22 protein-coding genes and 5 tRNA genes are annotated in these 26,282 nt (G+C 44.0%); 3 read left to right on the top strand and 24 right to left on the bottom strand.

Annotated elements, in window-relative coordinates; all coding sequences use genetic code 11:
- Positions 1 to 59 precede the first annotated feature (59 nt).
- The gene (locus FOC32_RS05910; protein ID WP_004781692.1) at positions 60 to 1,205 is read left to right on the top strand and encodes a hypothetical protein; all 1,146 of its coding nucleotides are present in this window, start codon (positions 60 to 62) and stop codon (positions 1,203 to 1,205) included.
- A 130-nt stretch (positions 1,206 to 1,335) separates the two neighbouring features.
- Here the strand turns inward: FOC32_RS05910 and FOC32_RS05905 are convergent, their stop codons facing one another.
- The 6 genes from FOC32_RS05905 to FOC32_RS05880 all read right to left on the bottom strand — a co-directional run bounded on the left by FOC32_RS05905 (position 1,336) and on the right by FOC32_RS05880 (position 7,656).
- Positions 1,336 to 1,485 carry a hypothetical protein gene (locus tag FOC32_RS05905; protein ID WP_228761282.1) on the bottom strand — a complete coding sequence of 50 codons (150 nt, stop codon included), beginning with the start codon at positions 1,483 to 1,485 and terminating at the stop codon, positions 1,336 to 1,338.
- A gap of 262 nt (positions 1,486 to 1,747) precedes the next feature.
- A complete protein-coding gene (gene htpG, locus FOC32_RS05900; protein ID WP_175966625.1) occupies positions 1,748 to 3,667 on the bottom strand; it encodes a molecular chaperone HtpG in 1,920 nt (639 codons plus the stop codon).
- 154 nt (positions 3,668 to 3,821) lie between these two features.
- Entirely contained in the window at positions 3,822 to 4,166 is a 345-nt protein-coding gene (locus tag FOC32_RS05895; protein WP_034170983.1) for a lysozyme inhibitor LprI family protein, read from the bottom strand.
- 174 nt (positions 4,167 to 4,340) lie between these two features.
- Positions 4,341 to 4,976, bottom strand: a complete 636-nt coding sequence (locus FOC32_RS05890) for an OmpW/AlkL family protein (RefSeq protein WP_175966623.1) — start codon at positions 4,974 to 4,976, stop codon at positions 4,341 to 4,343.
- Positions 4,977 to 5,308: 332 nt separating this feature from the next.
- Positions 5,309 to 6,676, bottom strand: coding sequence for a Na+/H+ antiporter family protein (locus FOC32_RS05885; protein ID WP_004781683.1), 1,368 nt, complete (start codon positions 6,674 to 6,676; stop codon positions 5,309 to 5,311).
- Positions 6,677 to 6,774: 98 nt separating this feature from the next.
- A complete protein-coding gene (locus FOC32_RS05880) occupies positions 6,775 to 7,656 on the bottom strand; it encodes an alpha/beta fold hydrolase (RefSeq protein ID WP_175966621.1) in 882 nt (293 codons plus the stop codon).
- 117 nt (positions 7,657 to 7,773) lie between these two features.
- On the opposite strand from FOC32_RS05880, the gene FOC32_RS05875 reads away from it, so the two are divergent.
- Complete coding sequence (locus FOC32_RS05875; protein ID WP_175966620.1) at positions 7,774 to 8,271, top strand: DUF4442 domain-containing protein; 498 nt, start codon at positions 7,774 to 7,776, stop codon at positions 8,269 to 8,271.
- A gap of 71 nt (positions 8,272 to 8,342) precedes the next feature.
- Here FOC32_RS05875 and FOC32_RS05870 read toward each other — a convergent pair whose 3' ends face one another.
- From FOC32_RS05870 to rpoB, 3 genes are all read right to left on the bottom strand, one after another.
- A complete protein-coding gene (locus tag FOC32_RS05870; RefSeq protein ID WP_034170980.1) occupies positions 8,343 to 8,708 on the bottom strand; it encodes a DNA transfer protein p32 in 366 nt (121 codons plus the stop codon).
- Between the two features lie 260 nt (positions 8,709 to 8,968).
- The gene (rpoC, locus tag FOC32_RS05865) at positions 8,969 to 13,168 is read right to left on the bottom strand and encodes a DNA-directed RNA polymerase subunit beta' (RefSeq protein ID WP_004781676.1); all 4,200 of its coding nucleotides are present in this window, start codon (positions 13,166 to 13,168) and stop codon (positions 8,969 to 8,971) included.
- 144 nt (positions 13,169 to 13,312) lie between these two features.
- A complete protein-coding gene (gene rpoB, locus FOC32_RS05860) occupies positions 13,313 to 17,401 on the bottom strand; it encodes a DNA-directed RNA polymerase subunit beta (protein WP_175966618.1) in 4,089 nt (1,362 codons plus the stop codon).
- On the opposite strand from rpoB, the gene FOC32_RS05855 reads away from it, so the two are divergent.
- Positions 17,395 to 17,646, top strand: a complete 252-nt coding sequence (locus FOC32_RS05855) for a hypothetical protein (protein ID WP_034170979.1) — start codon at positions 17,395 to 17,397, stop codon at positions 17,644 to 17,646. The genes rpoB and FOC32_RS05855 overlap by 7 nt on opposite strands.
- Positions 17,647 to 17,708: 62 nt before the next feature.
- On the opposite strand, the gene rplL is transcribed toward FOC32_RS05855, so the two are convergent.
- From rplL to FOC32_RS05780, 15 genes are all read right to left on the bottom strand, one after another.
- Positions 17,709 to 18,077 carry a 50S ribosomal protein L7/L12 gene (rplL, locus tag FOC32_RS05850; RefSeq protein WP_004781672.1) on the bottom strand — a complete coding sequence of 123 codons (369 nt, stop codon included), beginning with the start codon at positions 18,075 to 18,077 and terminating at the stop codon, positions 17,709 to 17,711.
- Between the two features lie 48 nt (positions 18,078 to 18,125).
- Entirely contained in the window at positions 18,126 to 18,632 is a 507-nt protein-coding gene (gene rplJ, locus FOC32_RS05845; protein WP_004781671.1) for a 50S ribosomal protein L10, read from the bottom strand.
- Between the two features lie 298 nt (positions 18,633 to 18,930).
- Positions 18,931 to 19,626, bottom strand: a complete 696-nt coding sequence (rplA, locus tag FOC32_RS05840) for a 50S ribosomal protein L1 (protein ID WP_004781669.1) — start codon at positions 19,624 to 19,626, stop codon at positions 18,931 to 18,933.
- A 3-nt stretch (positions 19,627 to 19,629) separates the two neighbouring features.
- A complete protein-coding gene (gene rplK / locus FOC32_RS05835) occupies positions 19,630 to 20,058 on the bottom strand; it encodes a 50S ribosomal protein L11 (protein ID WP_004781668.1) in 429 nt (142 codons plus the stop codon).
- A 117-nt stretch (positions 20,059 to 20,175) separates the two neighbouring features.
- On the bottom strand, positions 20,176 to 20,709 hold the full coding sequence (gene nusG / locus FOC32_RS05830; protein ID WP_005232530.1) for a transcription termination/antitermination protein NusG: 534 nt from the start codon (positions 20,707 to 20,709) through the stop codon (positions 20,176 to 20,178).
- 7 nt (positions 20,710 to 20,716) lie between these two features.
- On the bottom strand, positions 20,717 to 21,157 hold the full coding sequence (gene secE, locus FOC32_RS05825; protein WP_125279593.1) for a preprotein translocase subunit SecE: 441 nt from the start codon (positions 21,155 to 21,157) through the stop codon (positions 20,717 to 20,719).
- Between the two features lie 76 nt (positions 21,158 to 21,233).
- A tRNA-Trp gene (locus FOC32_RS05820) sits at positions 21,234 to 21,309 on the bottom strand.
- Between the two features lie 46 nt (positions 21,310 to 21,355).
- Positions 21,356 to 22,546, bottom strand: a complete 1,191-nt coding sequence (gene tuf / locus FOC32_RS05815; RefSeq protein ID WP_004781663.1) for an elongation factor Tu — start codon at positions 22,544 to 22,546, stop codon at positions 21,356 to 21,358.
- Between the two features lie 151 nt (positions 22,547 to 22,697).
- Positions 22,698 to 22,772: transfer RNA gene (locus FOC32_RS05810), tRNA-Thr, on the bottom strand.
- Between the two features lie 21 nt (positions 22,773 to 22,793).
- Positions 22,794 to 22,869 (bottom strand) — tRNA-Gly (locus FOC32_RS05805).
- A gap of 36 nt (positions 22,870 to 22,905) precedes the next feature.
- Positions 22,906 to 22,989 (bottom strand) — tRNA-Tyr (locus tag FOC32_RS05800).
- A 56-nt stretch (positions 22,990 to 23,045) separates the two neighbouring features.
- Positions 23,046 to 23,121: transfer RNA gene (locus FOC32_RS05795), tRNA-Thr, on the bottom strand.
- A gap of 98 nt (positions 23,122 to 23,219) precedes the next feature.
- Positions 23,220 to 24,713, bottom strand: a complete 1,494-nt coding sequence (gene trpE / locus FOC32_RS05790) for an anthranilate synthase component I (RefSeq protein ID WP_005232532.1) — start codon at positions 24,711 to 24,713, stop codon at positions 23,220 to 23,222.
- A gap of 108 nt (positions 24,714 to 24,821) precedes the next feature.
- Positions 24,822 to 25,490, bottom strand: coding sequence for a phosphoglycolate phosphatase (gene gph, locus FOC32_RS05785; protein ID WP_005232534.1), 669 nt, complete (start codon positions 25,488 to 25,490; stop codon positions 24,822 to 24,824).
- Between the two features lie 78 nt (positions 25,491 to 25,568).
- Complete coding sequence (locus FOC32_RS05780) at positions 25,569 to 26,228, bottom strand: FHA domain-containing protein (RefSeq protein ID WP_005232536.1); 660 nt, start codon at positions 26,226 to 26,228, stop codon at positions 25,569 to 25,571.
- Between the last annotated feature and the right edge of the window lie 54 nt (positions 26,229 to 26,282).

Below are 26,282 nucleotides of genomic sequence, written 5' to 3'. Positions count from 1 at the left end.
CCTTATTTTTTAGAAAACTAGCGCAGTAAATAAAATACGATAAGAGCAAGAATCAACTCATGCGAATAAACCAAATTACTCGAATCTTATTGCTATCATTTGGCGTGGGATTAAGTAGTAGCCCAGTTTGGGCAGAAGTATCTCCTACAGAACCTATAGAAACAGAACAGCCTACAGGTACAGGTACAGGTACAGGTACAGGTACAGGTACAGGTACAGGTACAGGTATTTTAGATCAGATTCCACGCTTGATCGATGCCACGCCCACGATTTTACCTGAACAGTCAGACGAAGCGATGGTGCCCACTACTGAGGAAACAGAAGATAAATCTTGGGCTGACAAAAAGCAGAAAAGAATCCGTGAATGGGTAGACCGCACCGCATATAAGATTGATAACTGGTTTGGCCAGACCAACCCGGATGAGCCAGCAACTGCGACTTTGCGAATTATCTTGGATAATAGCTGGGACAAATATGAAAACTATGAAATCAAGCCGAGGATTCGAGGAAAAATCAAGCTTCCAACCTTGGAACAAAAGTTAAGTCTGGTCTTTGGTGATGACAGTCTGGATAACGAACTGGACACTAATGTCGCGATTACCAATGAAAATCCTGGCAATGCCCGGGATAAAAATCTGGATATTCGCCGTACCCGCGAGAACAACAGCTCGTTTGCACTCCGCTGGTCAGAATTTTCGAAAGGTCTACCTTTCGATAGCGATCTGGATCTGGGGGTACGTTCTGGGGATGATATCTATGTACGGGCCAAAATCAGTAAAGACTGGGCGATGCAGAATGACTTCTCTTTTCATGCCGAACAGATTTATCGCTATGGATTGCAGAGTGAAAATTATTTGCGGACCAACCTGGAACTGATCCATGCTCGTCCCAATGAGGCTTTTTTTTCCAATCAGTTAAGTTTGACCTATGCAGATGAGCAGGAAGACGATCTGACTTGGGATAACTATACCTTCAGACAGCATCAATTTTTCCAAGGCAACCGCTTTAACTATGGTATCTATACGGGCGGCTATCTGGATGATAAAGATTTACGCTTAAATCGCTGGGGACCTTATGTGTCCTGGAGACAGCCTTTCTTACGTGAATGGTTCTTTGTGCAAGGCGACCTGAACTATCTGAATGATGACCGACTGGACCGCAGCCATTATCTGGGTGCGATGGTACGTCTTGAGGCCATTTTCTAAATTTGAACAAATCCGAAACTATAAAAGCCCATAAAATATGGGCTTTTTAATGTCTGAATCCAATGAGTTTTTATTGGCGGTGCTCAACCGTTGTAAAAACAATACGATCACTACGAATCACACGTTTTTGCTACAAAGAAGGTTGTTCCATCTGTGGCATATTCCATACTGCGCGGTCTGTACGCTGAATTCGTTTTACTTTTGGTGCTTCTTTTTTCATTGGTGCGTGAAAACTAATACGATCACTGCGAGTCACTTTTTTGGACTCAGTATTAGCCATTGTGGCTGCGCTCATTGACATTAGAATGATTGTACTCAGACTCATCATCAGTGATTTTTTCATGGGAGAATTCTCTTAACTTAATAATCGTTATTATAAATTAATATTTTAATTATTATCTATTTTATAGATTTAAAACTTAAAGGTATTTTTTTATTCTAGCTATCGCTTTTTTAAATCATTAAGGAAAAATTGAAGTTTTAAACACTGGATTCAGAACATAAAAAATCCCTCCGTAGAGGGATTTTTGAAGTATAAAAAATTAACCCAATAATAGACTATTAATACGTTTTACATACTCAGCCGGATTTTCTGGTAGACCACCTTCTGCAATCATCGCCTGATCAAAGATCACATTGGCCAGATCATCAAACTGGGTAGAACCTTCTAGTTTTTTCACCAGTGGATGTTCCGGGTTGATCTCCAGAATCGGCTTCACATCCGGTACAGGCTGACCTGCATCTTTCAACATACGGATCAGTTGTGGAGAAAGCTCCCCTTCCCCTGTGACCAGACAGGCTGGTGAATCAACCAGACGAGTCGTTACACGTACTTCTTTAGTTTTATCTTTCAAAGAATCTGTCAGCTTTTCAACCACAGGTTTGAACTGTTCAGCAGCAGCTTCAAGTGCTTTCTTCTCTTCTGCATCTTGCAGATCACCTAGATCGACTGCACCCTTAGAAACATTTTGCAATGGCGTACCATCAAACTCATGCACAAAGTTCATTGCCCATTCATCAACACGCTCTGACATCAGCAATACTTCAATGCCTTTTTTCTTGAACACTTCCAGTTGCGGTGAGTTTTTCGCAGCATTCAGGCTTTCAGCAGTAATGTAGTAAATCGCTTTCTGGCCTTCTTTCATGCGTGCTTTATAGTCCGCCAATGAAGTGCTTACTTCATCATTCGTTGAAGTTGCATAGCGCAGCAGTTTCAAGATACGTTCGCGATTACCGAAATCTTCACCCAAACCTTCTTTCAGTACCGCACCAAATTCGCGGTAGAAAGTTTTGAAGTTTTCCTGATCTTTTTCATCTTCAGATTTTGCCAGATTATCCAAAGTGGTCAGAATACGGCGGGTATTGCCTTCACGGATGGTTTTCACATCACGGCTTTCCTGTAGCAATTCACGGCTCACGTTTAATGGAAGATCGGCACTGTCCACCACACCCTGTACAAAGCGCAGATAGTTTGGAATCAGGTTATCCGCATCATCCATAATGAAGACACGTTTCACATACAGCTTGATGCCGGCTTTGGCTTCACGGGTGAAAATATCCTGTGGCGCCTTGCTTGGGATATAAAGCAGTTGGGTATATTCAGTACTACCTTCAACACGGTTATGCGCCCAAGCCAATGGTGCAGCAAAATCATGAGTCAGGTTCTTATAGAATTCGGTATATTGCTCTTCAGTAATCTCAGATTTATTCCGAGTCCACAGTGCGCTGGCTGAGTTAATCGCTTCCCACTCATCGGTCTTCACATATTGACCGCCTTTTGGTGTTTCACCTTCAGCAGCTTCTTCTTCCTGCCAGACTTCTTTTTGCATCTGGATAGGCAGGCTGATGTGATCTGAATATTTATTGATGATCTGTTTGACTTTATAGCTTTGCAGATAATCCAGCGCATCTTCACGCAGATGTAGGATAATATCGGTACCACGACCTTCTTTAGTGATCTGTTCAACTTCGAATTCACCAGTACCGCCACTGATCCAGCGAACCCCTTCTGAGGTATCCGTACCGGCACGACGTGATTCTACAGTAATCTTATCAGCCACAATAAAGCCTGAGTAGAAACCGACACCAAACTGGCCAATCAGCTGCGCATCAGCTTTCTGATCACCCGTCAGTTTTGACATAAAATCTTTGGTCCCTGATTTGGCAATCGTCCCCAGATTTTCAATGGCTTCTTGCTGGCTTAAACCGATCCCGTTATCTGAGATGGTAATAGTTTTATTTTCTGGATCGAGGCTGACACGAACGCGGAGGTCAGGATCATTTTCATAATACTCAGGATGATTAATGCCTTCAAAACGTAATTTGTCACACGCATCTGAAGCATTAGAAATTAATTCACGCAGGAAAATTTCAGGATTTGAATAAAGCGAATGGGTCACGAGGTGCAGTAACTGTGCTACCTCAGCCTGGAAACTGTGTTTTTGTACGCTCAAATCGCTCATGAATCACTCCTATTATTTTAGATACAGATGTTAACTGCTGCCTATATGAATGGAGTGAGTTCAATAATTTTCAATAGCCTCAAAATAATTTTTTCGCAAAAAATATTTTTATGGTTTTCATTTTTATCAGTTTAATTGATGGGATGGACAAGACTTAATAAGGCCCCATTTTATAGATACGATCAAAATGCAGATCCAGCTGCTGCTGACGCATGTTATAAACCTGACTCAAGCAGGATACAGATTCCTGACAGCGGTCACGAAACTGCAGCCATTTCACCTGATCGCGTTGAATCACCGAACGTGTTCCCATCGGCACCATACGGCGCAAGATGTTATAGCTGGTACTCATTTTGACATCCGCATCATTCAGCAAACGATGTTCACAAATTGTTTTCTCAGTCGCGGTTGTCGCTTTCTGACAATTAAAACTGGCAGCATAACTCTGTGAAATAAACAGCGTGCTGAAGATCAAAAGACTCTTCGACAAAAAACTCATGCTTTGATCTTCCTTATTATTAAGTCGTATTCAATTAATATTTACTTTATTCGTTTTAATATATTTGAGTATTGCCAATCTGCTCAATTTCAATACGTTATAAATCGTTGTTATTTTGAAAAAAGCCCCATTCAGCATGAGGCTTTTGGAAAAAGTGAACCAAAAAATTGGAACTTAGAATTTATAACTATAACCGATCGTATACACCCAAGGATCGATCCCAAATTCACCTAAATTAATTTTTGTACCATCAGCAGTCTTTGCTTCCAGATCTGTATCTAAGTCTGCATAACGTGCATCAACAAATACACCCCAGTTTTTTGCATCCGCTGGCTGGAAGTTAAAACCGACTTGACCAGCTACCCCATAAGCAACATCTGCATCAAGCTTTGCTACGCCTAATGCGTCTTTTGCAGTTTGGCTAAATTCCTCATCCCATGGAATGAATACTGTAGCACCTACACCGATATATGGAGTAAAGCGGCTTGAATTTTTAAAATTATATTTGGCTGTGATTGTTGGTGGTAGATGTTTTAATGATGCAATTTTCACATCACCCGCCATCTCAACATCATGTTTAAATGGGGTAGCCAATAATAATTCGGCTGAAATGTTGTCATTGAAGAAATATTCGACTGAAGGAGTAAAATTGAGTTCGCTACTTGCTTTAGCATCTTCAACTACACCAGGAATCAGGTCAGTTTCCTGAGTAGGTGCTAATACAGAAGCCCCCACTTTCATTTGCCATTGACCTGCCATCGCAGATGCTGAAAGACCCATTAATGCAATTAGAGCTATTTGCTTTAACATTTTAAAATACCCCAAGGGAAGAATAATTATTAAGAAAATATTTCTTAATTAATAATAAACATGACTTAAATTAATATGCAATAGAGATTATAAAACTAAATTTTATTTATTATTTAAGTATATGTAATTATTAAATATTTATTTTAAATTGACTATATTGGTTGGTTTTAAATACCCAGCAAATTAATCAGGTTAATATAACAATATTCAGAGTAAAATAATCAGGTTTATATTAATTTTATATTTAAATATATATTTTAAATACATCTTATAATTTATTTTAAATCTAGGAAAATCTGCTCCGACTTATATCAGAGCAGATTAAAATTGACTTACAGAACCATGGCTGCAATCCATCCAAAAATCATAAGTGGAATATTAAAATGAATGAAGGTTGGAACCACACTATCCTTCATATGGTCATGCTGACCATCCATATTCAGACCGGATGTTGGGCCTAGGGTTGAATCTGATGCTGGAGAACCGGCATCGCCCAAAGCAGCCGCAGTCCCGATGATCGCAATAGTTGCCGCAGGACTAAAACCAAATTGAATACAGAGCGGTACATAAATAATCGCCAGAATTGGAACAGTCGAGAATGATGAACCGATCCCTAATGTAATTAACAGACCAATCAACAACATCAGGAAAGCAGCCAGTGCCTGGCTATCGCCAATCCAGTTCACCGAAGCTTCGACTAAGGCTGGTACCTGATTAGTCGCTTCAATTACGGCAGCAAAACCTTGCGCGGCAATCATAATAAAACCAACCAGGGCCATCATACGCATACCGGTAATGATCACATCGTCTGCTTCTTTCCATTTAAAGATTCCGGCACAGCTTAAGATTGCTACACCGACCAGACCGGCAAGAATCATCGAATCTGAATAGAGCTGTACTGCAAGGGTTGCAAAGACAGCAACCGCTGCCATCCAGATAGTAAATTTAGCAATTTGTGGCTTTGCTGATTTTTGTTCTACACCCAGTTCAGCAGAGATACTTTGCTGCTGTTCCACATGGATATCTCTATACAGACGCGGCTTACGGTAGCTGATAAACATGGCCACCAGCAAACCCACGAACATACCTGAGACCGGAATCGCCATCGCAGCGGGAATCTGGTCATAAGTAATCTCAAAGCCATAGGGCTTACCAAAAGTATTGATGTTATGGCCCAAAATATCGTTCAGGAAGATGGCACCAAAACCGACTGGAACCAGCATATATGTTCCCACCAAACCAAAGGTCAGCAGACAGGCCACCAAACGGCGATCCAGCTTCAGATGGTTAAATACTAGCAATAACGGTGGAATCAGAACCGGAATAAAGGCGATGTGTACCGGAATCACGTTTTGCGAAAAAACGGCAGCCAATGCCACGGTACAGAAGATCAGATATTTAACCTTGTTCTGTGCCTTTTCTGATGCCTCACCTTTTAAGGTAGTAATCATTTTATAGGCCAGCAAGTCAGGCAGACCGGAACGTGCCAAGGCCAAAGCAAAGGCACCCAGGATGCCATAAGCCAAGGCAATTTTAGCGCCACCACCCAAACCATTGTTAAATGCGTCTAAAGTTCCCTGGAGGCCAAGACCTGCCAGCAAACCACCCGTAACAGCACCAATGACCAGGGCAAAAACCACAGGTACACGTGCCAATGAGAGTCCAAACATGACTCCAATAGCAGCAAGAATTGCGAACATAATGAATTGGGAATGAGAGAAAACGGCTATTTTATCAGAAAATCCGGATAAAAATTCTTCCACTTATCCCTTGCCGAGTCACATTCCCAATCTCCGTATCAAGTGGCCGCTGTTAATTTTTGCTGAATAAAATTATGAATCAGATGAGCCACCTGTTCCGGTTGGCTCAAAATTGCCCAGTGATTGGCATTCAGTTCTACCCGGGAAAAATCTTCTACCCATTTTGGCATTTCATCAATCAGATCCGGGCCAACAAACTGGTCCTTCTTGAGCACAATTGCCTGTACCGGACAGACCGCAAAACGCTGTCTAGGCCGAGATAAACGCGGCAAAAAGTTGGCCCGATACAGATTGACGCCATATTTGCCGTCTTTCACAATATTCTGGTTTAGCGGCAGATTTTCCTGCTGTTCCAGCTGACTGATCATTTTGCCCCAACGTTCTGCATTAAAGAAATTCCATGCTGTAGGCGCTATAAAAGGCAACTGGAATACCGCGATATACCAGGACCTAGTCATCTGTTTAAAAAACTTGGCCTTATGCTGTTTAAACTGTTCACGCATCCAGAAAGCAGCATGATCCAGACATGGGCCTGACATGGTGCTAAAAGACAAAATCCGACCTTTAAATTTAGGTTCGGTGGCTGCTTCCCAAGCCTGGATTGAACCCCAGTCATGAGCCGCGAGGTGGAAAGCTCGTCCCGGCAGGACCTGATCAACCACTTGCTCTAAATCTGTACACAGACGTTCCAAACGATAGTCCTTAATTTTTTTGGGAACGCTGGAGTCTCCTGCTCCGCGCACATCATAGGTCACCACAAAATAATCCTGAACGAGGTGAGAAATCACCGCTTCCCAAACATCCTGATGGTCAGGATAACCATGAACCAGCACCAAAGCCGGTCGCTCAGGCTCGCCCCAGGTTTTCACATAGAGACGTTGATGATCGCTGGTATCTACCCACTGGCTATGTCTTTGCATAGATGCATCCTTATTCGCTGATTGACTCTTTTATTGTTGAAATAGGCACGATTTATCAATGCCAGCTTATTTTTGTTGTTCTAGTATGCATACAAGACCAGAAAAAAGAATATCCGCATGAGCCTATTACGAAAAATTCAGCAACTGCCTTTGTTATCCAAATTTATCCTGAATCGCTATGCCCCCTATCGTGGAGCAGGCATTGTCATTGATGAAATGGACTTTGCCAATTATCACGTTCGCGTGAAAATGCCACTGACTCGCAAGAATCAGAATATTGTCGGAGTACATTTTGGTGGTAGCCTGTATTCCATGGTCGACCCTTTTTATATGTTATTACTGATGCACCATCTGGGCTCGAAATACATTGTCTGGGATAAAAGCTCTACCATTCAGTTTCTAGCGCCAGGACGTGGAACGGTCTATGCGGACATCCGGATTTCTAGGCAGGAAGTGCAAACAGTGAAAGAACTGGCAGCTGACCATAGGCCGGTTTATCGCCAGTATCAGCTCAATATTTATGATGATTCCGGTGTGCGTATCGCTGAGGTACAAAAGACCGTTTATATCCGCCTTAAACAGAGTAAAGGCAAACCTCGAGCCTCGAGAAGCTAAATAACGAAATTGAATAAACTAAAAGCGCCATTGAGGCGCTTTTAAATCTATCTGGAGGATAGTTCTGTCGATTAACGACGACGGTTATTCTGTTCGATCGCTGCACCAGCACCACCACCGATGGCACCACCAATTGCAGCACCACCTGTACCGCCAAAGATGCTTTTACCCACAGCAGAACCTACAGCACCACCGACACCGCTATAGGTCGCATTACGGTTTGAACCGCCTTGAGCTTTACTGCCGACTGCTGCACCGGCACCACCGCCAACTGCTGCACCAACACCACCACCCACTCTGTTACCTACACCACCACCCACTGCACCACCAAGCGCAGCTGCGCCAATACGCTGATCTTTAGCAGACATATTTTCACAGCCTGCCAACATAAAAGTAGAGATAGTTGCAACAGCCATTACGCTCATTAACTTTTTCATGATCTTGGCCTTCCTTCGTGCTTTGACTTAAGATTAACCTGATTTTAAGGAGCGATTCATAACAAGATGTTAAATCTTGAAACCCTCATGATTTATTTTGTAAAGAGCGCATGAAAGATCATGTTTTATTAATGATTTATCTATATTTAGAACAAGTAACTTCCAGATCATTTGACCTTTTCTAGCAATATAAATATGAATAATTTTAGGAAATAGAAAAGCCACCCGAAGGTGGCTTTTTAAAATGATTTAGCGGCTAATTACAGACCGTTAAATTCATCGCTGAATGCTTGGCTCAATGCTTGATCTACATCAGAGAAGTCATTGTGCAGTTCAAATTCTGCAGCTTCTGCTTCTTGACGACGACGCTCTAAGTGGTAAGCCAGACCTGTACCCGCTGGGATCAGACGACCTACAACTACGTTTTCTTTCAGACCGCGTAGATCATCTTCTTTACCTGTTACAGCCGCTTCAGTTAACACACGAGTGGTTTCCTGGAACGATGCAGCAGAGATGAACGAGTCAGTAGAAAGCGAGGCTTTGGTAATACCCATTAATTGACGTTCAAACTTCGCAGGGAACTTGTTCTGCGCAAGAACAGCTTGGTTCTCTTGCATCACACGGATGTAATCCACTTGTTCACCTTTAATGAAGCTTGTATCGCCACCGTCAGTGATGTCCACTTTACGCAGCATCTGACGTACGATCACTTCAATATGCTTGTCGTTGATTTTTACACCTTGCAGACGGTAAACGTCCTGAACTTCGTTCACGATGTAGTTGGTCAACGCCACTTCACCTTTCAGACGTAAGATGTCATGCGGGTTCTGTGGACCATCAGAAATGGTTTCACCACGGTTCACATGTTCACCTTCGAACACGTTAATGGTACGCCATTTCGGAATCAGTTCTTCGTAGATCTCAGAACCATCATCCGGAGTAATGACTAGACGGTTTTTACCTTTAGTCTCTTTACCGAAGCTTACAACACCTGATACTTCTGCAAGGATTGCGTGTTCTTTCGGTTTACGTGCTTCGAACAAGTCAGCAACACGTGGCAGACCACCGGTAATATCACGAGTACGTGAAGATTCTTGTGGTACACGACCAATTACGTCACCCACACCAATAGTTTCGCCATCACGGACAGAAAGAATGGTGTTTTGTGGCAAGAAGTAGAACTGTTCGCCGCCATCTACTGTGTCAAGCACAACAGCTGGACGTAAATCTTTACCAGAAGCAGGACGTGCTGTTACAGGCAAGATTTCAACAGTGGTCATACCAGTTGCATCATCAGTTTTCGATGTTGCAGTTACACCATCAGCGATTTGGCTGAAGCGAACTTTACCGGCAACTTCTGTAACCAGTGGATGTGTATGCGGATCCCAAGTCGCTACGATACCGCCTGCTTCTACAGCTTCGCCATCTTTCAGCAAGATAGACGCACCGTATGGCAGTTTGTAACGTTCACGTTCACGACCTAAGTCATCTGCAATACCGATTTCACCTGAACGTGAAGTTGATACCAAGTGACCTTTGGCATGTTGTACAGTTTTCACGTTGTGGAAACGTACAGTACCTTTATTACGAACTTGTACGCTGTTTGCAGCAGAAGTTCGGCTCGCAGCACCACCGACGTGGAAGGTACGCATGGTTAACTGTGTACCCGGCTCACCAATCGACTGAGCAGCCATAACACCTACAGATTCACCTGGGTTTACCAAGTGACCGCGTGCAAGGTCACGACCGTAACATTTCGCACAAACACCGAAAGTAGATTCACAAGATACCACTGAACGTACTTTAACTTCGTCGACACCTTGCTCTTCCAGGTAGTTTGCAAGTTTTTCGTCGATCAATGTGTTACGCGGCAGAATAACTTCTTCAGTACCCGCACGTTTCACATCTTCAGCTACTACACGACCTAGTACTCGAGTACCCAGGTTCTCGATCACGTCACCGCCTTGAATGAACGGAGTCATGACAAGACCAGACAACGTACCACAATCCGGCTCAGTGATGACCAAGTCTTGCGCAACGTCTACCAGACGACGAGTCAGGTAACCAGAGTTCGCTGTTTTCAGTGCTGTATCGGCCAAACCTTTACGCGCACCGTGTGTTGAAATGAAGTACTGAAGTACTGTCAAACCTTCACGGAAGTTTGCTTTAATTGGAGTCTCAATGATCGAACCATCCGGTTTCGCCATCAGACCACGCATACCAGCCAACTGACGAATCTGAGCTGCGGAACCACGGGCACCAGAGTCAGACATCATGTAGATGCTGTTGAATGATTTCTGTTTCTCGTCTTCACCCTGTTTGTTCTTAACAGTTGTGAATGACAAGTTGTCCATCATCGCTTTCGCTACCTGGTCGTTAGTACGCGCCCAGATATCGACCACTTTGTTATAACGTTCGCCAGCAGTTACGAAACCTTGTTCGAACTGTTGTTCGATTTCACGAACTTCAGCTTCTGCTTTCCCGATAATCGCTTGTTTTTGTGGTGGAATGACCATGTCTTCCATACCAACAGAAACACCAGAACGAGTCGCTTGACGGAAGCCAAGGTACATCAATTGGTCAGCGAAGATAACAGTGTCTTTCAGACCCAGTTTACGGTAGCAAGAGTTGATTAACTTAGAGATGTTCTTTTTGGTCATCTCAACGTTAATTTGCTGGAAGTCCATACCTTCAGGCACAACTTCCCAAAGCAGACAGCGACCAGGAGTCGTATCTACGATAATCGTTTGCTGTTCACGTTCGCCGTTTTCGTTGATCACGGTTTGGTGTACACGTGCTTTCACGCGAGCGTGCATATCCACCTGACCAGTCGCAAGCGCACGGTTTACTTCGTCAGTATCCGCGAACACCATGCCTTCACCTTTAGCATTTACCGCATCACGAGTGATGTAGTAAAGACCCAAGACAACGTCCTGAGACGGTACGATGATTGGCTCACCGTTCGCTGGAGACAGAATGTTGTTGGTCGACATCATTAACGCACGAGCTTCTAACTGAGCTTCAAGTGTTAATGGTACGTGTACCGCCATTTGGTCACCATCGAAGTCGGCGTTGAACGCAGCACATACGAGTGGGTGAAGACGGATCGCTTTACCTTCAATCAGGATAGGTTCAAATGCTTGAAGACCTAGACGGTGAAGCGTCGGCGCACGGTTCAACATCACTGGATGCTGACGAATGACTGATGCTAGAACGTCCCAAACTTCTGGAGTTTCACGCTCAACCATTTTCTTCGCAGCTTTAATGGTTGTAGCCTGACCAGATGCTTGCAGTTTCGCAAAGATGAATGGCTTGAACAGTTCAAGCGCCATTTTCTTAGGAAGACCACATTGGTGTAAACGCAGGCTTGGACCTACGGTAATTACCGAACGACCAGAGTAATCGACACGTTTACCCAATAAGTTTTGACGGAAACGACCTTGTTTACCTTTGATCATATCTGCCAAAGATTTAAGCGGACGTTTGTTAGAACCAGTAATCGCACGACCACGACGACCGTTATCCAGCAATGCATCTACAGATTCCTGCAACATACGTTTTTCGTTACGTACGATGATGTCTGGAGCCGCAAGATCAAGAAGACGTTTTAAACGGTTGTTACGGTTGATCACACGACGGTAAAGGTCGTTCAGGTCAGAAGTCGCGAAACGACCACCTTCAAGTGGTACAAGCGGACGAAGATCTGGTGGAAGTACTGGAAGTACGTTCATCACCATCCATTCTGGCTTGTTGTTCGAATCGTTAAATGCTTCCATCAATTTCAGACGCTTAGAGGCTTTTTTAAGCTTAGTTTCTGAAGTTGTATTTGGAATTTCTTCACGTAGACGCGCAATTTCAGCTTCAAGATCGATATCTTTAAGCAAGTCTTGAACTGCTTCTGCACCCATTTTCGCGGTGAATTCGTCACCGTGTTCTTCTAACGCATTGAAATATTCTTCATCGTTAAGAAGTTGGTATTTCTCAAATGGAGTCATACCTGGGTCAGTGACAACATAAGATTCGAAATACAATACGCGTTCGATATCACGTAGCGTCATGTCTAATAAAAGACCGATACGGCTAGGCAGTGATTTCAGGAACCAGATGTGCGCAACTGGAGACGCAAGCTCGATGTGACCCATACGCTCACGACGAACTTTTGCAGTTGTTACTTCAACGCCACATTTTTCACAAATGACGCCTTTGTATTTCATACGCTTGTATTTACCACACAAGCATTCGTAATCTTTTACTGGACCAAAGATTTTGGCACAGAATAAACCGTCACGTTCTGGTTTGAACGTACGGTAGTTAATGGTTTCTGGCTTTTTAACTTCACCATGAGACCACGACTTAATCATTTCTGGTGACGCAAGACCAATACGGATGCGATCAAACTCTACTGGAGCATGACCGTCGGAATCCGTCTTTTTGCGCATGATATCGAGCAAGTCTTTCAATTTTTTTCTCCGTGTGTCGGGGAGATTTTCACTTCCCGACTGGGTCACAAATATTGTTTTTTAACTGAAATTTGGAATCTCCCCTAACCCCTCTTTACTAAAGAAAGGAACTCCCCCTTTGAAAAAGGGGGCCGGGGGGATTAATTAGTCACCATTTTTCAGTTCAATGTTGATACCTAAAGAACGGATCTCTTTGGTCAATACGTTGAACGATTCAGGCATACCTGGGTCCATATAATGGTTACCATCTACAATGTTCTTATAGATACGGGTACGGCCTTCAACGTCATCCGACTTCACAGTAAGCATTTCTTGAAGCGTATATGCTGCACCGTATGCTTCCAGTGCCCAGACTTCCATCTCACCGAAACGCTGACCACCGAATTGTGCTTTACCACCCAGCGGCTGTTGCGTTACTAGAGAGTAAGAACCAGTAGAACGCGCATGCATCTTGTCGTCAACCAAGTGGTTCAATTTCAGCATGTACATGTAACCTACAGTTACAGGACGATCGAAACGTTCACCAGTACGGCCATCGTACAATACAGTTTGACCCGTACGTGACAAGCCAGCAAGCTCAAGTAATTCTTTGATCTGACCTTCTTCAGCACCGTCAAATACTGGAGTTGCCAAAGGAACACCTTTACGCAGGTTACCAGACAGTTTCAAGATTTCTTCATCAGTCAGGCTGTCAAGATCTTCTTGCTGACCGCCAACCTTATTATAAATCTTGTCTAAGAAATCACGCAGTTCAAGAACTGTACGCTGTTCTTTCAGCATCTTGTCGATTTGATCGCCAAGACCTTTAGCAGCCATACCCAAGTGAGTTTCCAGAATCTGACCCACGTTCATACGTGATGGTACACCGAGCGGGTTCAGTACGATATCTACTGGCACACCATTGGCATCATGCGGCATGTCCTCAACAGGCAGGATGTTAGAAACTACACCCTTGTTCCCGTGACGACCCGCCATCTTATCACCAGGCTGGATACGACGTTTAACTGCCAGGTAAACCTTAACAACTTTCAATACGCCAGTTGTCAGTTCGTCACCTGTAGAAAGTTTGCGTTTTTTCTCAGCAAATTTCTCATCAATTTCAAGACTCTTCTCTTTCAGGAACACTTGAATTTGAGTTAAACGTTCAGCAATTGCTTCATCACTTGGTTGGATATCAAGCAGATCAACAAGCTCTAAACCAGATAACAATTCTTCAGACAGTTTGTCACCGCGTTTAGTGGTACCGCCACCGTTAGATTCCTGACCTTTCAACAGACGTACAATACGTTCACGTGCTGCTTCTTCGAAGATTTTGTATTCTTCTTTCAAGTCTTTACGGTAAGCATCAAGCTGAGCTTTTTCAATTGCTTGAGCACGTTCGTCTTTCTCAAGACCGTCACGTGTAAACACTTGAACGTCGATCACAGTACCTTTAGTACCCGATGGAACACGTAAAGAAGAATCTTTTACGTCAGCCGCTTTTTCACCGAAGATTGCACGAAGCAGTTTTTCTTCAGGAGTTAACTGAGTTTCACCTTTAGGCGTTACTTTACCTACCAGGATGTCACCCGCAGTCACTTCAGCACCGATGTAAACGATACCTGACTCGTCCAGTTTAGAAAGCGCTGCTTCACCCACGTTCGGAATATCGGCAGTAATTTCTTCAGCACCCAATTTGGTATCACGTGCCACACATGAAAGTTCCTGGATGTGAATAGACGTTAAACGGTCTTCTTGAAGAACACGCTCAGATAATAAGATCGAGTCTTCGTAGTTGTAACCATTCCAGGTCATGAACGCTACACGCATGTTTTGACCAAGCGCAAGCTCACCGCCATCAGTTGATGGACCGTCAGCCAGAACGTCACCACGACCTACTTTATCGCCCAGGTTCACAAGAACTTTCTGGTTGATACAAGTGTTCTGGTTAGAACGTGTGTATTTGATCAGGTTATAGATATCTACACCTGCTTCGCCTGCAACCATTTCGTCTTCGTTGACACGAATTACAACACGCGAAGCGTCAACAAATTCAATACGACCACCACGTTTCGCGATTACACATACACCAGAGTCATGTGCTACGTTCGCTTCCATACCGGTACCAACCAGTGGTTTATCAGCAATTAACGTAGGAACAGCCTGACGTTGCATGTTCGAACCCATCAATGCACGGTTGGCGTCATCGTGCTCAAGGAACGGAATTAGTGATGCTGCTACAGATACAACCTGCTGAGCAGATACGTCCATATGCGTCACTTTTTCAGGAGGCATACGTACGAATTCACCTTGGTGACGTACAGAAACGAATTCTTCAGACAGGTTGCCATCTTTATCTACTGCAGAGTCGGCCTGTGCAATCACAGTACCTACTTCTTCAATCGCAGATAAGTATTCAACGTCATCAGTTACGCGACCATCAACCACTTTACGGTATGGAGTTTCTAGGAAACCGAAGTTGTTACATTTCGCATAAACAGACAGCGAGTTGATCAAACCAATGTTTGGACCCTCAGGAGTCTCAATTGGACATACACGACCGTAGTGAGTTTGATGGACGTCACGTACTTCGAAGCCCGCACGTTCACGAGTCAAACCACCAGGCCCCAGTGCTGATACACGACGTTTGTGTGTAATTTCAGACAACGGGTTGTTTTGGTCCATGAACTGAGACAACTGGCTTGAACCAAAGAATTCTTTGATTGCAGCAGCCACTGGCTTCGCATTGATCAGGTCTTGCGGAGACAGGTTATCAGTTTCGGCTTGAGACAGACGTTCTTTAACCGCACGCTCTACACGAACCAGACCTACACGGAATTGATTCTCGGTCATTTCACCCACAGAACGAACACGACGGTTACCCAAGTGGTCGATATCGTCGACTTCACCCTTACCGTTACGGATTTCTACTAATGTTTTTAATACATCAGTGATATCTTCGTTCGAGAGAATGCCTTCAACTTCGCGTGACTTCTGGTCAGTACCCACTTCGTAAGGACGACCCAAACGACGGTTGAACTTCATACGGCCGACTGGAGACAGATCATAACGCTCAGAAGAGAAGAACAGGTTATTGAACAGGTTCTCAGCAGCTTCTTTTGTTGGTGGCTCACCTGGACGCATGACTTTGTAGATTTCTACAAGCGCTTCATCACGGCTTACTGTGGTATCAGCACGTAATGTATCCGCAATAAACGGACCACGGTCGATATCGTTAGTAAACAGGATATTGAACTGTTTCACGCCGCCTTCTGCAATTTTCACCATGATTTCATGGCTCAGAACAGTATTGGCTGCAATCACCTCACCATCTTTCAGTGGAATGTCTTCAGCAGTGATACGTTCGTACAGGTACTCATCAGGAACAGAAAGCTTCTCAAGACCAGATGCTTCCATTTGACGTACATGACGTGCGTTAATACGTTTACCTTGTTCAACAATGACTTTGCCGTCTTTGTCAGCAATGTCGAACTGTGCCATTTCGCCGCGCAGGCGCTCTGGAACAAGGTCAATCTGATAGCTCCCCATGTCCAGATACACAGGTACTTTCTCGTAGAACATGTCGAGAATTTGTTCATTGGCATAACCCAACGCACGAAGCACCACAGTCGCAAGCAATTTACGACGACGGTCAATACGTACGTAGACCAGGTCTTTAGCATCGAATTCAAAGTCTAACCATGAACCACGGTAAGGAATGATACGAGCTGAATAAAGGACTTTACCGCTTGAGTGAGTCTTGCCTTTATCGTGGTCAAAGAATACGCCCGGTGAACGGTGCAATTGCGATACGATTACACGCTCGGTACCGTTAATCACGAAAGTACCGTTGTCTGTCATAAGCGGCATTTCGCCCATGTAGACTTCTTGTTCACGTACGTCTTTGATTGATTTAGTTTCGCGATCTTTCAGGATCAAACGAATTTTTACGCGCATTGGTGCTGCATAAGTTGAGCCACGAAGGATACATTCGCGTACATCAAACTCAGGCTTACCAAGACTATACTCAACGAATTCTAAAGCAGCATTGCCAGAATAACTTTCAATAGGAAAAACTGAACGAAATGCGGCTTGGAGACCGATATCTTCGCGGTTTTTTGGTGATTTGCCATCTTGTAAGAATGTTCTGTACGAGTCGACTTGAATCGCGAGCAGGTACGGAGCATCCATGACGCTAGGCAATTTACCAAAATTCTTACGGATCCGTTTCTTTTCGGTATATGAGTATGCCATCTGGAGTCCTCGGAAAGTGTAAACCAAGCCCGCCTGCAGAACGGGCTCAGAAGGAATTACGCTGGCCGATATGGCCACCACTCTTTACAAATGCTGCAATTTTTAGTGGTATTAAAACGCTTAACAATATTTTTTTAATGAAAAATATTGGTAAGCGTTTGTTCATTATGTTTATTTTTAATTTGTATGAATTTTATATCATGCAAACAAAAATCGAGCCGATTATTGTAACGCAAAAAGGCTGATGACCCAAGAGCCATCAGCCAATTTTTGGAGCCGATTATAAAAAACCGGCTCCTTTAAGAAATTACTTAAGAGTAACTGTAGCACCAGCTTCTTCAAGTTTTTTCTTAAGCTCTTCGCCTTCTTCTTTAGAAACGCCTTCTTTAAGAACTGTAGGTGCGCCCTCAACCATGTCTTTAGCTTCTTTCAAGCCAAGACCAGTAGCTTCACGAACTGCTTTAATTACAGCAACTTTGTTAGCACCGAAAGAAGTCAACTCAACGTTGAATTCTGATTGTTCTTCAGCAGCAGCAGCAGCGCCAGGAGCAGCAGCAACAGCAACAGCAGCAGCAGATACGTTGAATTTCTCTTCGAAAGCAGAGATTAGTTCAACAAGTTCAAGAACAGTTTTTTCTGCAACTGCGTTTAGGATTTCTTCGTTAGTTAAAGCCATGAGAATAACTCCAAATGGAAATTGAATGGTGTGGAAATAAATTTAAGCTTATGCAGCTTCTGACTCGTTTTTCTCTTTGAGCGCAGTAATAAGGCGACCCAATTTCGAAATAGGAGCTTGAAGAACGTTTGCAAGCATAGTAAGCGCTTTTTCTTGGTTCGGAAGGTTCGCGATTACGCTAACTTCAGCACCTTCGTAAACTTTGCCATCAAATGCAGCAGCTTTAAGTTCGAATGCTTTGTTAGTTTTTGCGAATTCTTCGAACAAGCGTGCAGCTGCACCCATGTCGTCTTCAGAAGTCGAGAAAGCTAAGATTGTTGGGCCAACAAGGCTGTCGTTCAAGATATTGAATTGAGTATCTTGAAGAGCACGTTTAGCCAGAGTGTTACGCACGATACGTGTTTTAACACCTAGTTTACGAGCTTCAACACGAAGAGCAGTTAATTGCTCAACTGTTAAACCTTGGTAGTCAGCAACAACAGCGGCAAATGCAGTAGAAGCAATTTCACTTACTTCAGCTACGATCTGTTTTTTGCCTTCAATAAGAAGAGCCATTGTAAAACCTCCTAACGGTGATTTATGTGCCTGATACAAGCACACTCCCAATTCGTGAATTCATCTCTGAAATCACACGCGGAGGATGAACAAATCACACCACCGCGTCTACGCAGGCTGAAATATTAAGAAAGAAGCATAAAACTCCCCTCGCCTGAGGTCTTTGACGCTGATAAATTTACATTTATCAATTCAAAGTCTGCCTAAGTTCGCAAGAGACGGAGCGTTTCTTGCGTAAAAATCAAAGCAGCGCTTTGATTTTTACTCAGGGCTTTAAAATTCTGTATAAGTTTAAAACTTATTTAGAAACGTTTGCTACATCAACGATCAGACCAGGACCCATAGTAGAGCTTAGAGTGATCTTTTGGATGTAAACACCTTTAGAAGTAGCAGGTTTTGCTTTCTTAAGGTCAGCTACAAGAGCTTCAACGTTTTGACGAACAGCTTCAGCAGAGAAACCTACTTGACCGATCGCAGCGTGGATAATACCCGCTTTGTCTACACGGTAACGTGCTTGACCAGCTTTTGCATTTTTAACTGCAGTAGCAACGTCAGGAGTTACAGTACCCACTTTAGGGTTTGGCATTAAGCCACGTGGACCAAGAATCGTACCCAGTTTACCAACAACGCGCATTGCATCAGGAGCAGCAATCACTACGTCGAAGTCAAGGTTTCCGCCTTGGATGCTTTCAGCAAGATCGTCGAAACCAACAACGTCTGCACCAGCTTCTTTCGCAGCTTCAGCAGCAGCGCCTTGAGCAAATACAGCTACGCGTACAGTTTTACCAGTACCTGCAGGAAGAGTAGTCGCGCCACGAACAACCTGATCAGATTTACGAGGGTCAACACCCAGGTTTACAGCGATGTCCAAAGATTCTTTGAATTTCGCAGCTGGAAGGCTAGTAAGAACTTCTACAGCTTCTTCTAAAGTGTAAACTTTCTGTGCTTCTACAGCAGCAGCAATGGCTTTTTGACGTTTAGTTAACTTTGCCATGTCTTATAGCTCCACTTCCAAGCCCATAGAACGTGCAGAACCAGCGATGGTACGTACACGCGCGTCTAAATCAGCACCAGTTAAATCTGGTTCTTTAGTAGTCGCGATTTCTTCCAATTGAGCACGAGTCAACTTACCAACTTTAGTTTTGTTAGGTACAGAAGAACCCTTTTGGATACCAGCAGCTTTCTTAAGAAGAACAGCAGCAGGTGGAGTTTTCATGATAAATGTGAACGACTTGTCGTTGTACACAGTGATCACGACTGGAATTGGCAGACCAGCTTCAACTTTTTGTGTAGCAGCATTGAATTCTTTACAGAATGCCATGATGTTAACACCACGTTGACCTAGTGCAGGACCAATCGGTGGAGATGGATTCGCTTTACCAGCTGGAACTTGCAGCTTGATATAGCCGTCAATCTTCTTAGCCATTTCAAATTACCTCTGGGTGCAAACGCCGCTAGGCTCCCCAATGATTTCAAGTAACGATACCGTTACAATAACAATGCCTGATTTGCACGCAAATCAGGCGTTTTCAACCCGAACAAATTAAACTGTTTTTTCGACTTGGCGAAATTCCAGTTCAACCTGAGTTGGTCGGTTAAATACGTTAATAGTCAGCGTTAAGCGTGACTTGTCGTAAAGCACTTCTTCCACCACACCTTTAAAGTCAGTGAATGGACCGTCAATTACGAGTAATTCTTCGCCTGGTTCAAACATGGTCTTAGGACGCGGTGCTTCACCAGTATTGCGTACACGTGCAAGAATTGCATCAGCTTCTTTTTGCGTAATTGGAGCCGGTTTTTCAGCCGTACCGCCAATAAAGCCCAGCACTTTTGGACATTCTTTCACGATATGCCAAGTGTCATCGTTCATTTCCATTTCGACTAATACATAGCCAGGAAAGAACTTACGCTCTGATTTACGCTTCTTGCCATCCTTCATTTCTACCACTTCTTCGGTAGGAACAAGGACTTCACCAAAGCTATCGGCAACAGCGCTACGCTGGATTCGATCATTAAGCGAACGCATTACTTGTTTTTCATAACCTGAATAGGCATGAATAATGTACCAACGTTTCATAGCTCTCTTACCCGATAATAAACTTCATTAACCAGCCTAAAACATAGTCAAAGCACCATAGAACAATGGCTGCTATCACTACAACAGCAAGGACTTGCCAAGATGTGGTCATAGTCTCTTGTTTGGTAGGCCAGGTCACTCGACGTAACTCGATTCGTGCATCCTTAAGAAGACGAACAAAGCCTTTGCCTTGATGGGTGGCGTATAATAAACCGAATGCCACAACGATACAAGCCAAAATTACCCCAACGCGCACCCAAATATCATTCGCAGGCGCCCAGTATGCAGGTAAGTATTGGTTTACCATCATAGCACCGACCAATAAAATCAAGGCGATAACCCATAGAACAATGTCTAATGGAGAACTAGAACTTACATCTACAGCAGGATTATTTCTTTGAGGAATTGCCGCTTCGCTTAATGCGTCGCGTGATTTATCATTCGACATTTTTGTACTCGTCGTAGGTTTCGCGACTTATTATATGACCAGTTTTGCCGACATCAAGCGTCTTTTGAAAAAAACTTGGCAGGCCAGGAGGGACTCGAACCCCCAACATTCGGTTTTGGAGACCGACGCTCTACCAATTGAACTACTGGCCTGTAGATAAACTGGAGCCGAAACTCCAGCTTATTTTCTATTCTATGATTATGCAGTTACTTTAGCAACTACACCAGCACCAACTGTACGACCACCTTCACGGATCGCAAAACGTAGACCTGGGTCCATTGCGATTGGGTGGATTAGTTCTACTGACATTTCTACGTTGTCACCAGGCATAACCATTTCAACGCCTTCTTTCAAAGAAATCGCGCCAGTTACGTCAGTTGTACGGAAGTAGAACTGTGGACGGTAACCGTTAAGGAATGGAGTGTGACGACCACCTTCGTCTTTAGAAAGTACGTATACTTCTGCATCGAATTTAGTGTGCGGTTTGATAGAACCTGGTTTAGCAAGTACTTGACCACGTTGTACGTCTTCACGTTTAGTACCACGAAGCAAGATACCACAGTTCTCACCAGCACGACCTTCATCAAGAAGTTTACGGAACATTTCAACGCCAGTTACAGTAGTCTTAACTGTGTCTTTGATACCCACGATTTCAACTTCTTCACCAACTTTGATGATACCAGTTTCAACACGGCCAGTTACAACTGTACCACGACCAGAAATTGAGAATACGTCTTCGATTGGCATCAAGAATGCTTGGTCGATTGCACGTTCTGGTTCTGGGATGTAAGAGTCAAGCGCTTCAACAAGAGCTACAACTGCGTCTTCACCGTATTGACCAGCTTCACCGTTAAGTGCAGCAAGTGCTGAACCACGGATTACAGGAGTGTCATCACCTGGGAAGTCGTAAGTAGAAAGAAGTTCACGAACTTCCATTTCAACCAGCTCAAGAAGCTCTTCGTCGTCTACAAGGTCGCATTTATTCAAGAATACAACGATGTAAGGTACACCTACCTGACGAGAAAGCAGGATGTGTTCACGAGTTTGTGGCATTGGACCGTCAGTCGCAGCACATACAAGGATCGCGCCGTCCATCTGAGCAGCACCAGTAATCATGTTTTTAACATAATCGGCGTGGCCCGGGCAGTCTACGTGAGCGTAGTGACGAGTTGGAGAATCGTATTCTACGTGTGAAGTATTAATTGTAATACCACGTGCTTTTTCTTCTGGTGCAGAGTCGATTGCAGCGTAGTCTTTCGCTTCACCACCGAATTTTTTAGCACATACAGTTGCAATCGCAGCTGTTAAAGTTGTTTTACCATGGTCAACGTGACCGATTGTGCCCACGTTAACGTGTGGCTTATTACGTTCAAACTTAGCCTTAGCCATGTTAATCTTCCTCGTTTACGTCGAACACAATTCTGAGTAAAACCCAGCTCCGACATATCGTTTAAAAAAAACCAAACACCAAATACTTGAAAAGCAGACTAAATAGCCTGCTTTTGAAATATTTTTGCAACCACGTTGCCAAACTGTAATCTGGAGCTCTTATCGAGATTTGAACTCGAGACCTCTCCCTTACCAAGGGAGTGCTCTACCACTGAGCTATAAGAGCAAATATTAGTACTTCAAACAATGGAGCGGGAGACGAGGATCGAACTCGCGACATGCAGCTTGGAAGGCTGCCGCTCTACCAACTGAGCTACTCCCGCACGATGTTGGTACTTACCACTTTGAAGTCTTAAAATTGGTGGTGAGGGAAGGATTCGAACCTTCGAAACTTTCGTAGCGGAGTTACAGTCCGCCCCCTTTGACCGCTCGGGAACCTCACCATTTTTTACACTTACATCAGTGTCGTTCTTTACTTCGCATTCCAAACTCTCTAAGATGGTGCCGGCACACGGATTCGAACTGTGGACCTACTGATTACAAGTCAGTTGCTCTACCAACTGAGCTATGCCGGCGTTTCCTAGTGTTTCGTACGTTTCGTATCGGAACGGTGTGCAGTTTAGCAAAACTTAGAATCCGTGCAAGTGTTTTTTTCAAAAAAAACGCCAAAAACTCACAAAATCAATCCGTTTGATGATAATTCAACCGCTTTGATCACTGCGCGAGCTTTTATTTGGGTTTCATTCCATTCTGACTCAGGATTTGAGTCCGCAACCAGCCCTGCTCCCGCCTGAACATAGACCTTATTTTCACGAATCACGCAGGTACGAATGGCAATCGACATATCCATTTCACCATGCCAGCCTAAATAACCGACAGCGCCGCCAAAAATTCCGCGTTTTACTGGCTCAACTTCGTCAATAATTTCCATGGCACGAATTTTTGGCGCACCAGAAAGTGTTCCCGCAGGGAAAGTTGCCTTAAAAACATCCAGTGCATCGACATCATCACGTACTTCACCTTGTACATTCGACACAATGTGCATCACATGCGAGTAACGTTCGATCACCATTTGATCAGTGACTTGTACTTTACCGATTTTGGATACACGACCGACATCATTTCGGCCCAAGTCAATCAGCATTAAGTGCTCGGCAATTTCTTTTTCATCAGACAGCAAATCTTTTTCCAGTGCCAGATCTTCTTCTTTGGTCTTGCCACGTGGACGCGTACCCGCCAGTGGACGAACAGTCGCAATGCCATTTTCCAGACGAGAAAGAATTTCAGGCGAAGAACCCACAATATGGAACGGCGTATTGTTTTCTAGGGTCTGCCCTTGTACCAGGAACAAATAAGGCGATGGATTAAGGTGACGTAATGCGCGATAGACCTGTAAAGGCTCACCATCGAAATCAGAAACCATACGATGACCTGGCACGACCTGCATCACATCTCCGGCACGAATGTACTCTTTTACCTTTTCAATGGAGGCAATAAAGTTGTCATGTCCAGTTAAAGACTCAAAATGCGGTGCTGTATGTTTTTCTGCTTTCAGGCTTACCGGTGTGGCCAGAATATTTTCCAGCTCATCCAGCTGCTGCTGTGCTTTGTCATAAGCTGCCGGATCCGTTGCATCGGCATGTACAATCAGGAACAGAGTATCTTTCAGGTTATCAAATACGATGACGGTTTTGGACAGCATCATCCAGATATCTGGCAAGCCTACAGGATCGGCTTCAGGCACATTTTTTAGCTTAGGTTCGATATAACGTACTGAGTCATAACCAAAATAACCGACAAGACCACCGGTGAAGCTTGGCAGACTTGGCAGCTCTGCCTGGGTTGGCACCTTAAACTGCTTCTGGAAATCACGAATATATTGGAAAGGATCGCTGCAATGCTGCTTTTCAATCGAGCCATCTGGATGCTGAACTGTGAGTTCACCTGCATTGCAGGAAAACACAGTAGATTCACCCAAACCGATAATTGAATAGCGCGCCCAGTTCTCTCCCCCTTCCACAGATTCGAACAGATAAGCCTGTTGGTGTTGTTTCAGACGGGCAAAGATAGATAAAGGAGTATCTGTATCGGCTAGACGCTGACGGTATACAGGAATCAGGTTGTAGCCTTGAGATGCAAGTTGCTGGAATTGAGCTGACGTTGTCATTCGGTTTTTCTCTTTAAATTGGAGTTACTCAGTATGAAAATGGAATTGGACTGAGCGACGCCATCGAAAAACCTTACAACTATTCATCTTATTTCCTTCGTACCTTATTTAAGCAAGCAACTCACGTAGATCATCGACAATTTCTTGAGGATCACAGTCTGCTATATTTTCACCATGATTATAGCCATAGCTGACTACAATACAATCTATACCCGCACGGCGCGCAGCTTCAATGTCATTGACCGAATCACCAATCATCAGCACCTGATCTTTGGTCACACCATAATGTTCCACACAATGCAACAACTGACGCGGATCTGGCTTACGCTCGGCAAAGCGATCACCAGCAATGGTGTCATCAAAGTATTTCGCCATTTCGAGGATATCCAGAATACTGCGTGCCGGTTCTTCTGGTTTATTGGTCACACAGATCAGTTTTTTGTCATTAGCCTTACCCCATTCCAGAAACTCGATAATTCCATCAAATGGCTTGGTATCTACACAAGGATCGGCATTATAAATTTCCAGGAACGTCGTAAGTAATTCCTGATGCTGGGCAGGTAATACTTCTCCCACCAGATGTTGGAGTACACTTTCACAGAACTTGGACGTTCCTTTACCGATCCAGACCCGTACCTGTTCCTCAGTCACCAGTGGTAGCTGCAAGACATTCAGGCTCATATTCATGGCCCGATACAGATCATGGGCTGAATCCACCAAGGTGCCATCCAGATCGAATAAAATCAGCTTACGTTGTTCTAGTTGTGCAATTGACATCCTGACCCTCATTTTCTTTATTTGCAGCCATAAAAAAGGCATGCGTGATGCATGCCTCGATTGTAACCAATCATGGGCTTATTTAAACAACACCCAAGCGATAATCGCCAAAATAATCAGAACGATCAGTGAAATCAGTCCAATAGATGCATTTTTCTGTGCTTCTTTTTCCTGCTCTACACGAGAAACAGGCTGTTCCACCGGAATTGGGGCTGGTTCTGGCTTAACTGAGCTCAGGTCTACACCCTCAGCAATAGGCGCAGGTTTTGGGATACCTACATTGGTCGGCATACCATCACGGGTCAAGTTGACTGAAGCACCACGCTCTCTCAATTCTGGAATACCCTGATCATTCATCTGCTGGGCAGGGGTTTTCTCAACCGTTTCGATTTCTTCAACCACTTGCTCTGCTGTTTCTTCAACTTCTGGCGCCACTTCAACAGGCGCTACAGGTTCAAAAACCAGAAATTTCAAGCTGGCAAACTGGACTACATCGTCTTGTTTTAATCGCGTTTCCTGCTCAATACGCAAGTCATTCACGAAAGTGCCATTAGATGAGCCTAGATCCTGTACCCACAGTGCATCGTCTTTCAGTAGAAAAGCAGCATGCTTACGCGAGATTTCCGCAGCCTGCAGCACAATATCAGCCGCCTGATGACGCCCCACCAGCATGTCACGGTCAATCGCTATTTCCTGTCCGGTCAAATCGTCGGTAATTGCCTGTATTTTCCAAATCATGAAATCTACTTCTCTATTCTCTTTGACATTATCATAACATGCTGTATGCAAATG

Origin of the sequence: Acinetobacter sp. FDAARGOS_724 (genome assembly GCF_013364475.1) — a bacterium.
Taxonomy (GTDB): domain Bacteria; phylum Pseudomonadota; class Gammaproteobacteria; order Pseudomonadales; family Moraxellaceae; genus Acinetobacter; species Acinetobacter variabilis.
The sequence above is the reverse complement of the archived record's forward strand: the minus strand, read 5'-3'. Positions and strand labels throughout refer to the sequence as shown.

Excerpts from the sequence above, each read along its gene's own strand:
- FOC32_RS05905 (WP_228761282.1), bottom strand. The coding sequence starts at position 1,485 with ATGGCTAATACTGAGTCCAAAAAAGTGACTCGCAGTGATCGTATTAGT.
- nusG (WP_005232530.1), bottom strand. The coding sequence starts at position 20,709 with ATGAAACGTTGGTACATTATTCATGCCTATTCAGGTTATGAAAAACAA.
- FOC32_RS05880 (WP_175966621.1), bottom strand. The coding sequence starts at position 7,656 with ATGCAAAGACATAGCCAGTGGGTAGATACCAGCGATCATCAACGTCTC.
- rpoB (WP_175966618.1), bottom strand. The coding sequence starts at position 17,401 with ATGGCATACTCATATACCGAAAAGAAACGGATCCGTAAGAATTTTGGT.
- FOC32_RS05910 (WP_004781692.1), top strand. The coding sequence starts at position 60 with ATGCGAATAAACCAAATTACTCGAATCTTATTGCTATCATTTGGCGTG.
- secE (WP_125279593.1), bottom strand. The coding sequence starts at position 21,157 with ATGTCGAATGATAAATCACGCGACGCATTAAGCGAAGCGGCAATTCCT.
- htpG (WP_175966625.1), bottom strand. The coding sequence starts at position 3,667 with ATGAGCGATTTGAGCGTACAAAAACACAGTTTCCAGGCTGAGGTAGCA.
- trpE (WP_005232532.1), bottom strand. The coding sequence starts at position 24,713 with ATGACAACGTCAGCTCAATTCCAGCAACTTGCATCTCAAGGCTACAAC.
- FOC32_RS05855 (WP_034170979.1), top strand. The coding sequence starts at position 17,395 with ATGCCATCTGGAGTCCTCGGAAAGTGTAAACCAAGCCCGCCTGCAGAA.
- FOC32_RS05895 (WP_034170983.1), bottom strand. The coding sequence starts at position 4,166 with ATGAGTTTTTTGTCGAAGAGTCTTTTGATCTTCAGCACGCTGTTTATT.
- FOC32_RS05890 (WP_175966623.1), bottom strand. The coding sequence starts at position 4,976 with ATGTTAAAGCAAATAGCTCTAATTGCATTAATGGGTCTTTCAGCATCT.
- rplK (WP_004781668.1), bottom strand. The coding sequence starts at position 20,058 with ATGGCTAAGAAGATTGACGGCTATATCAAGCTGCAAGTTCCAGCTGGT.
- rplL (WP_004781672.1), bottom strand. The coding sequence starts at position 18,077 with ATGGCTTTAACTAACGAAGAAATCCTAAACGCAGTTGCAGAAAAAACT.
- tuf (WP_004781663.1), bottom strand. The coding sequence starts at position 22,546 with ATGGCTAAGGCTAAGTTTGAACGTAATAAGCCACACGTTAACGTGGGC.
- FOC32_RS05780 (WP_005232536.1), bottom strand. The coding sequence starts at position 26,228 with ATGATTTGGAAAATACAGGCAATTACCGACGATTTGACCGGACAGGAA.
- rplJ (WP_004781671.1), bottom strand. The coding sequence starts at position 18,632 with ATGGCTCTTCTTATTGAAGGCAAAAAACAGATCGTAGCTGAAGTAAGT.
- FOC32_RS05870 (WP_034170980.1), bottom strand. The coding sequence starts at position 8,708 with ATGAAAAAGTTAATGAGCGTAATGGCTGTTGCAACTATCTCTACTTTT.
- rplA (WP_004781669.1), bottom strand. The coding sequence starts at position 19,626 with ATGGCAAAGTTAACTAAACGTCAAAAAGCCATTGCTGCTGCTGTAGAA.
- gph (WP_005232534.1), bottom strand. The coding sequence starts at position 25,490 with ATGTCAATTGCACAACTAGAACAACGTAAGCTGATTTTATTCGATCTG.
- FOC32_RS05875 (WP_175966620.1), top strand. The coding sequence starts at position 7,774 with ATGAGCCTATTACGAAAAATTCAGCAACTGCCTTTGTTATCCAAATTT.
- FOC32_RS05885 (WP_004781683.1), bottom strand. The coding sequence starts at position 6,676 with ATGTTCGCAATTCTTGCTGCTATTGGAGTCATGTTTGGACTCTCATTG.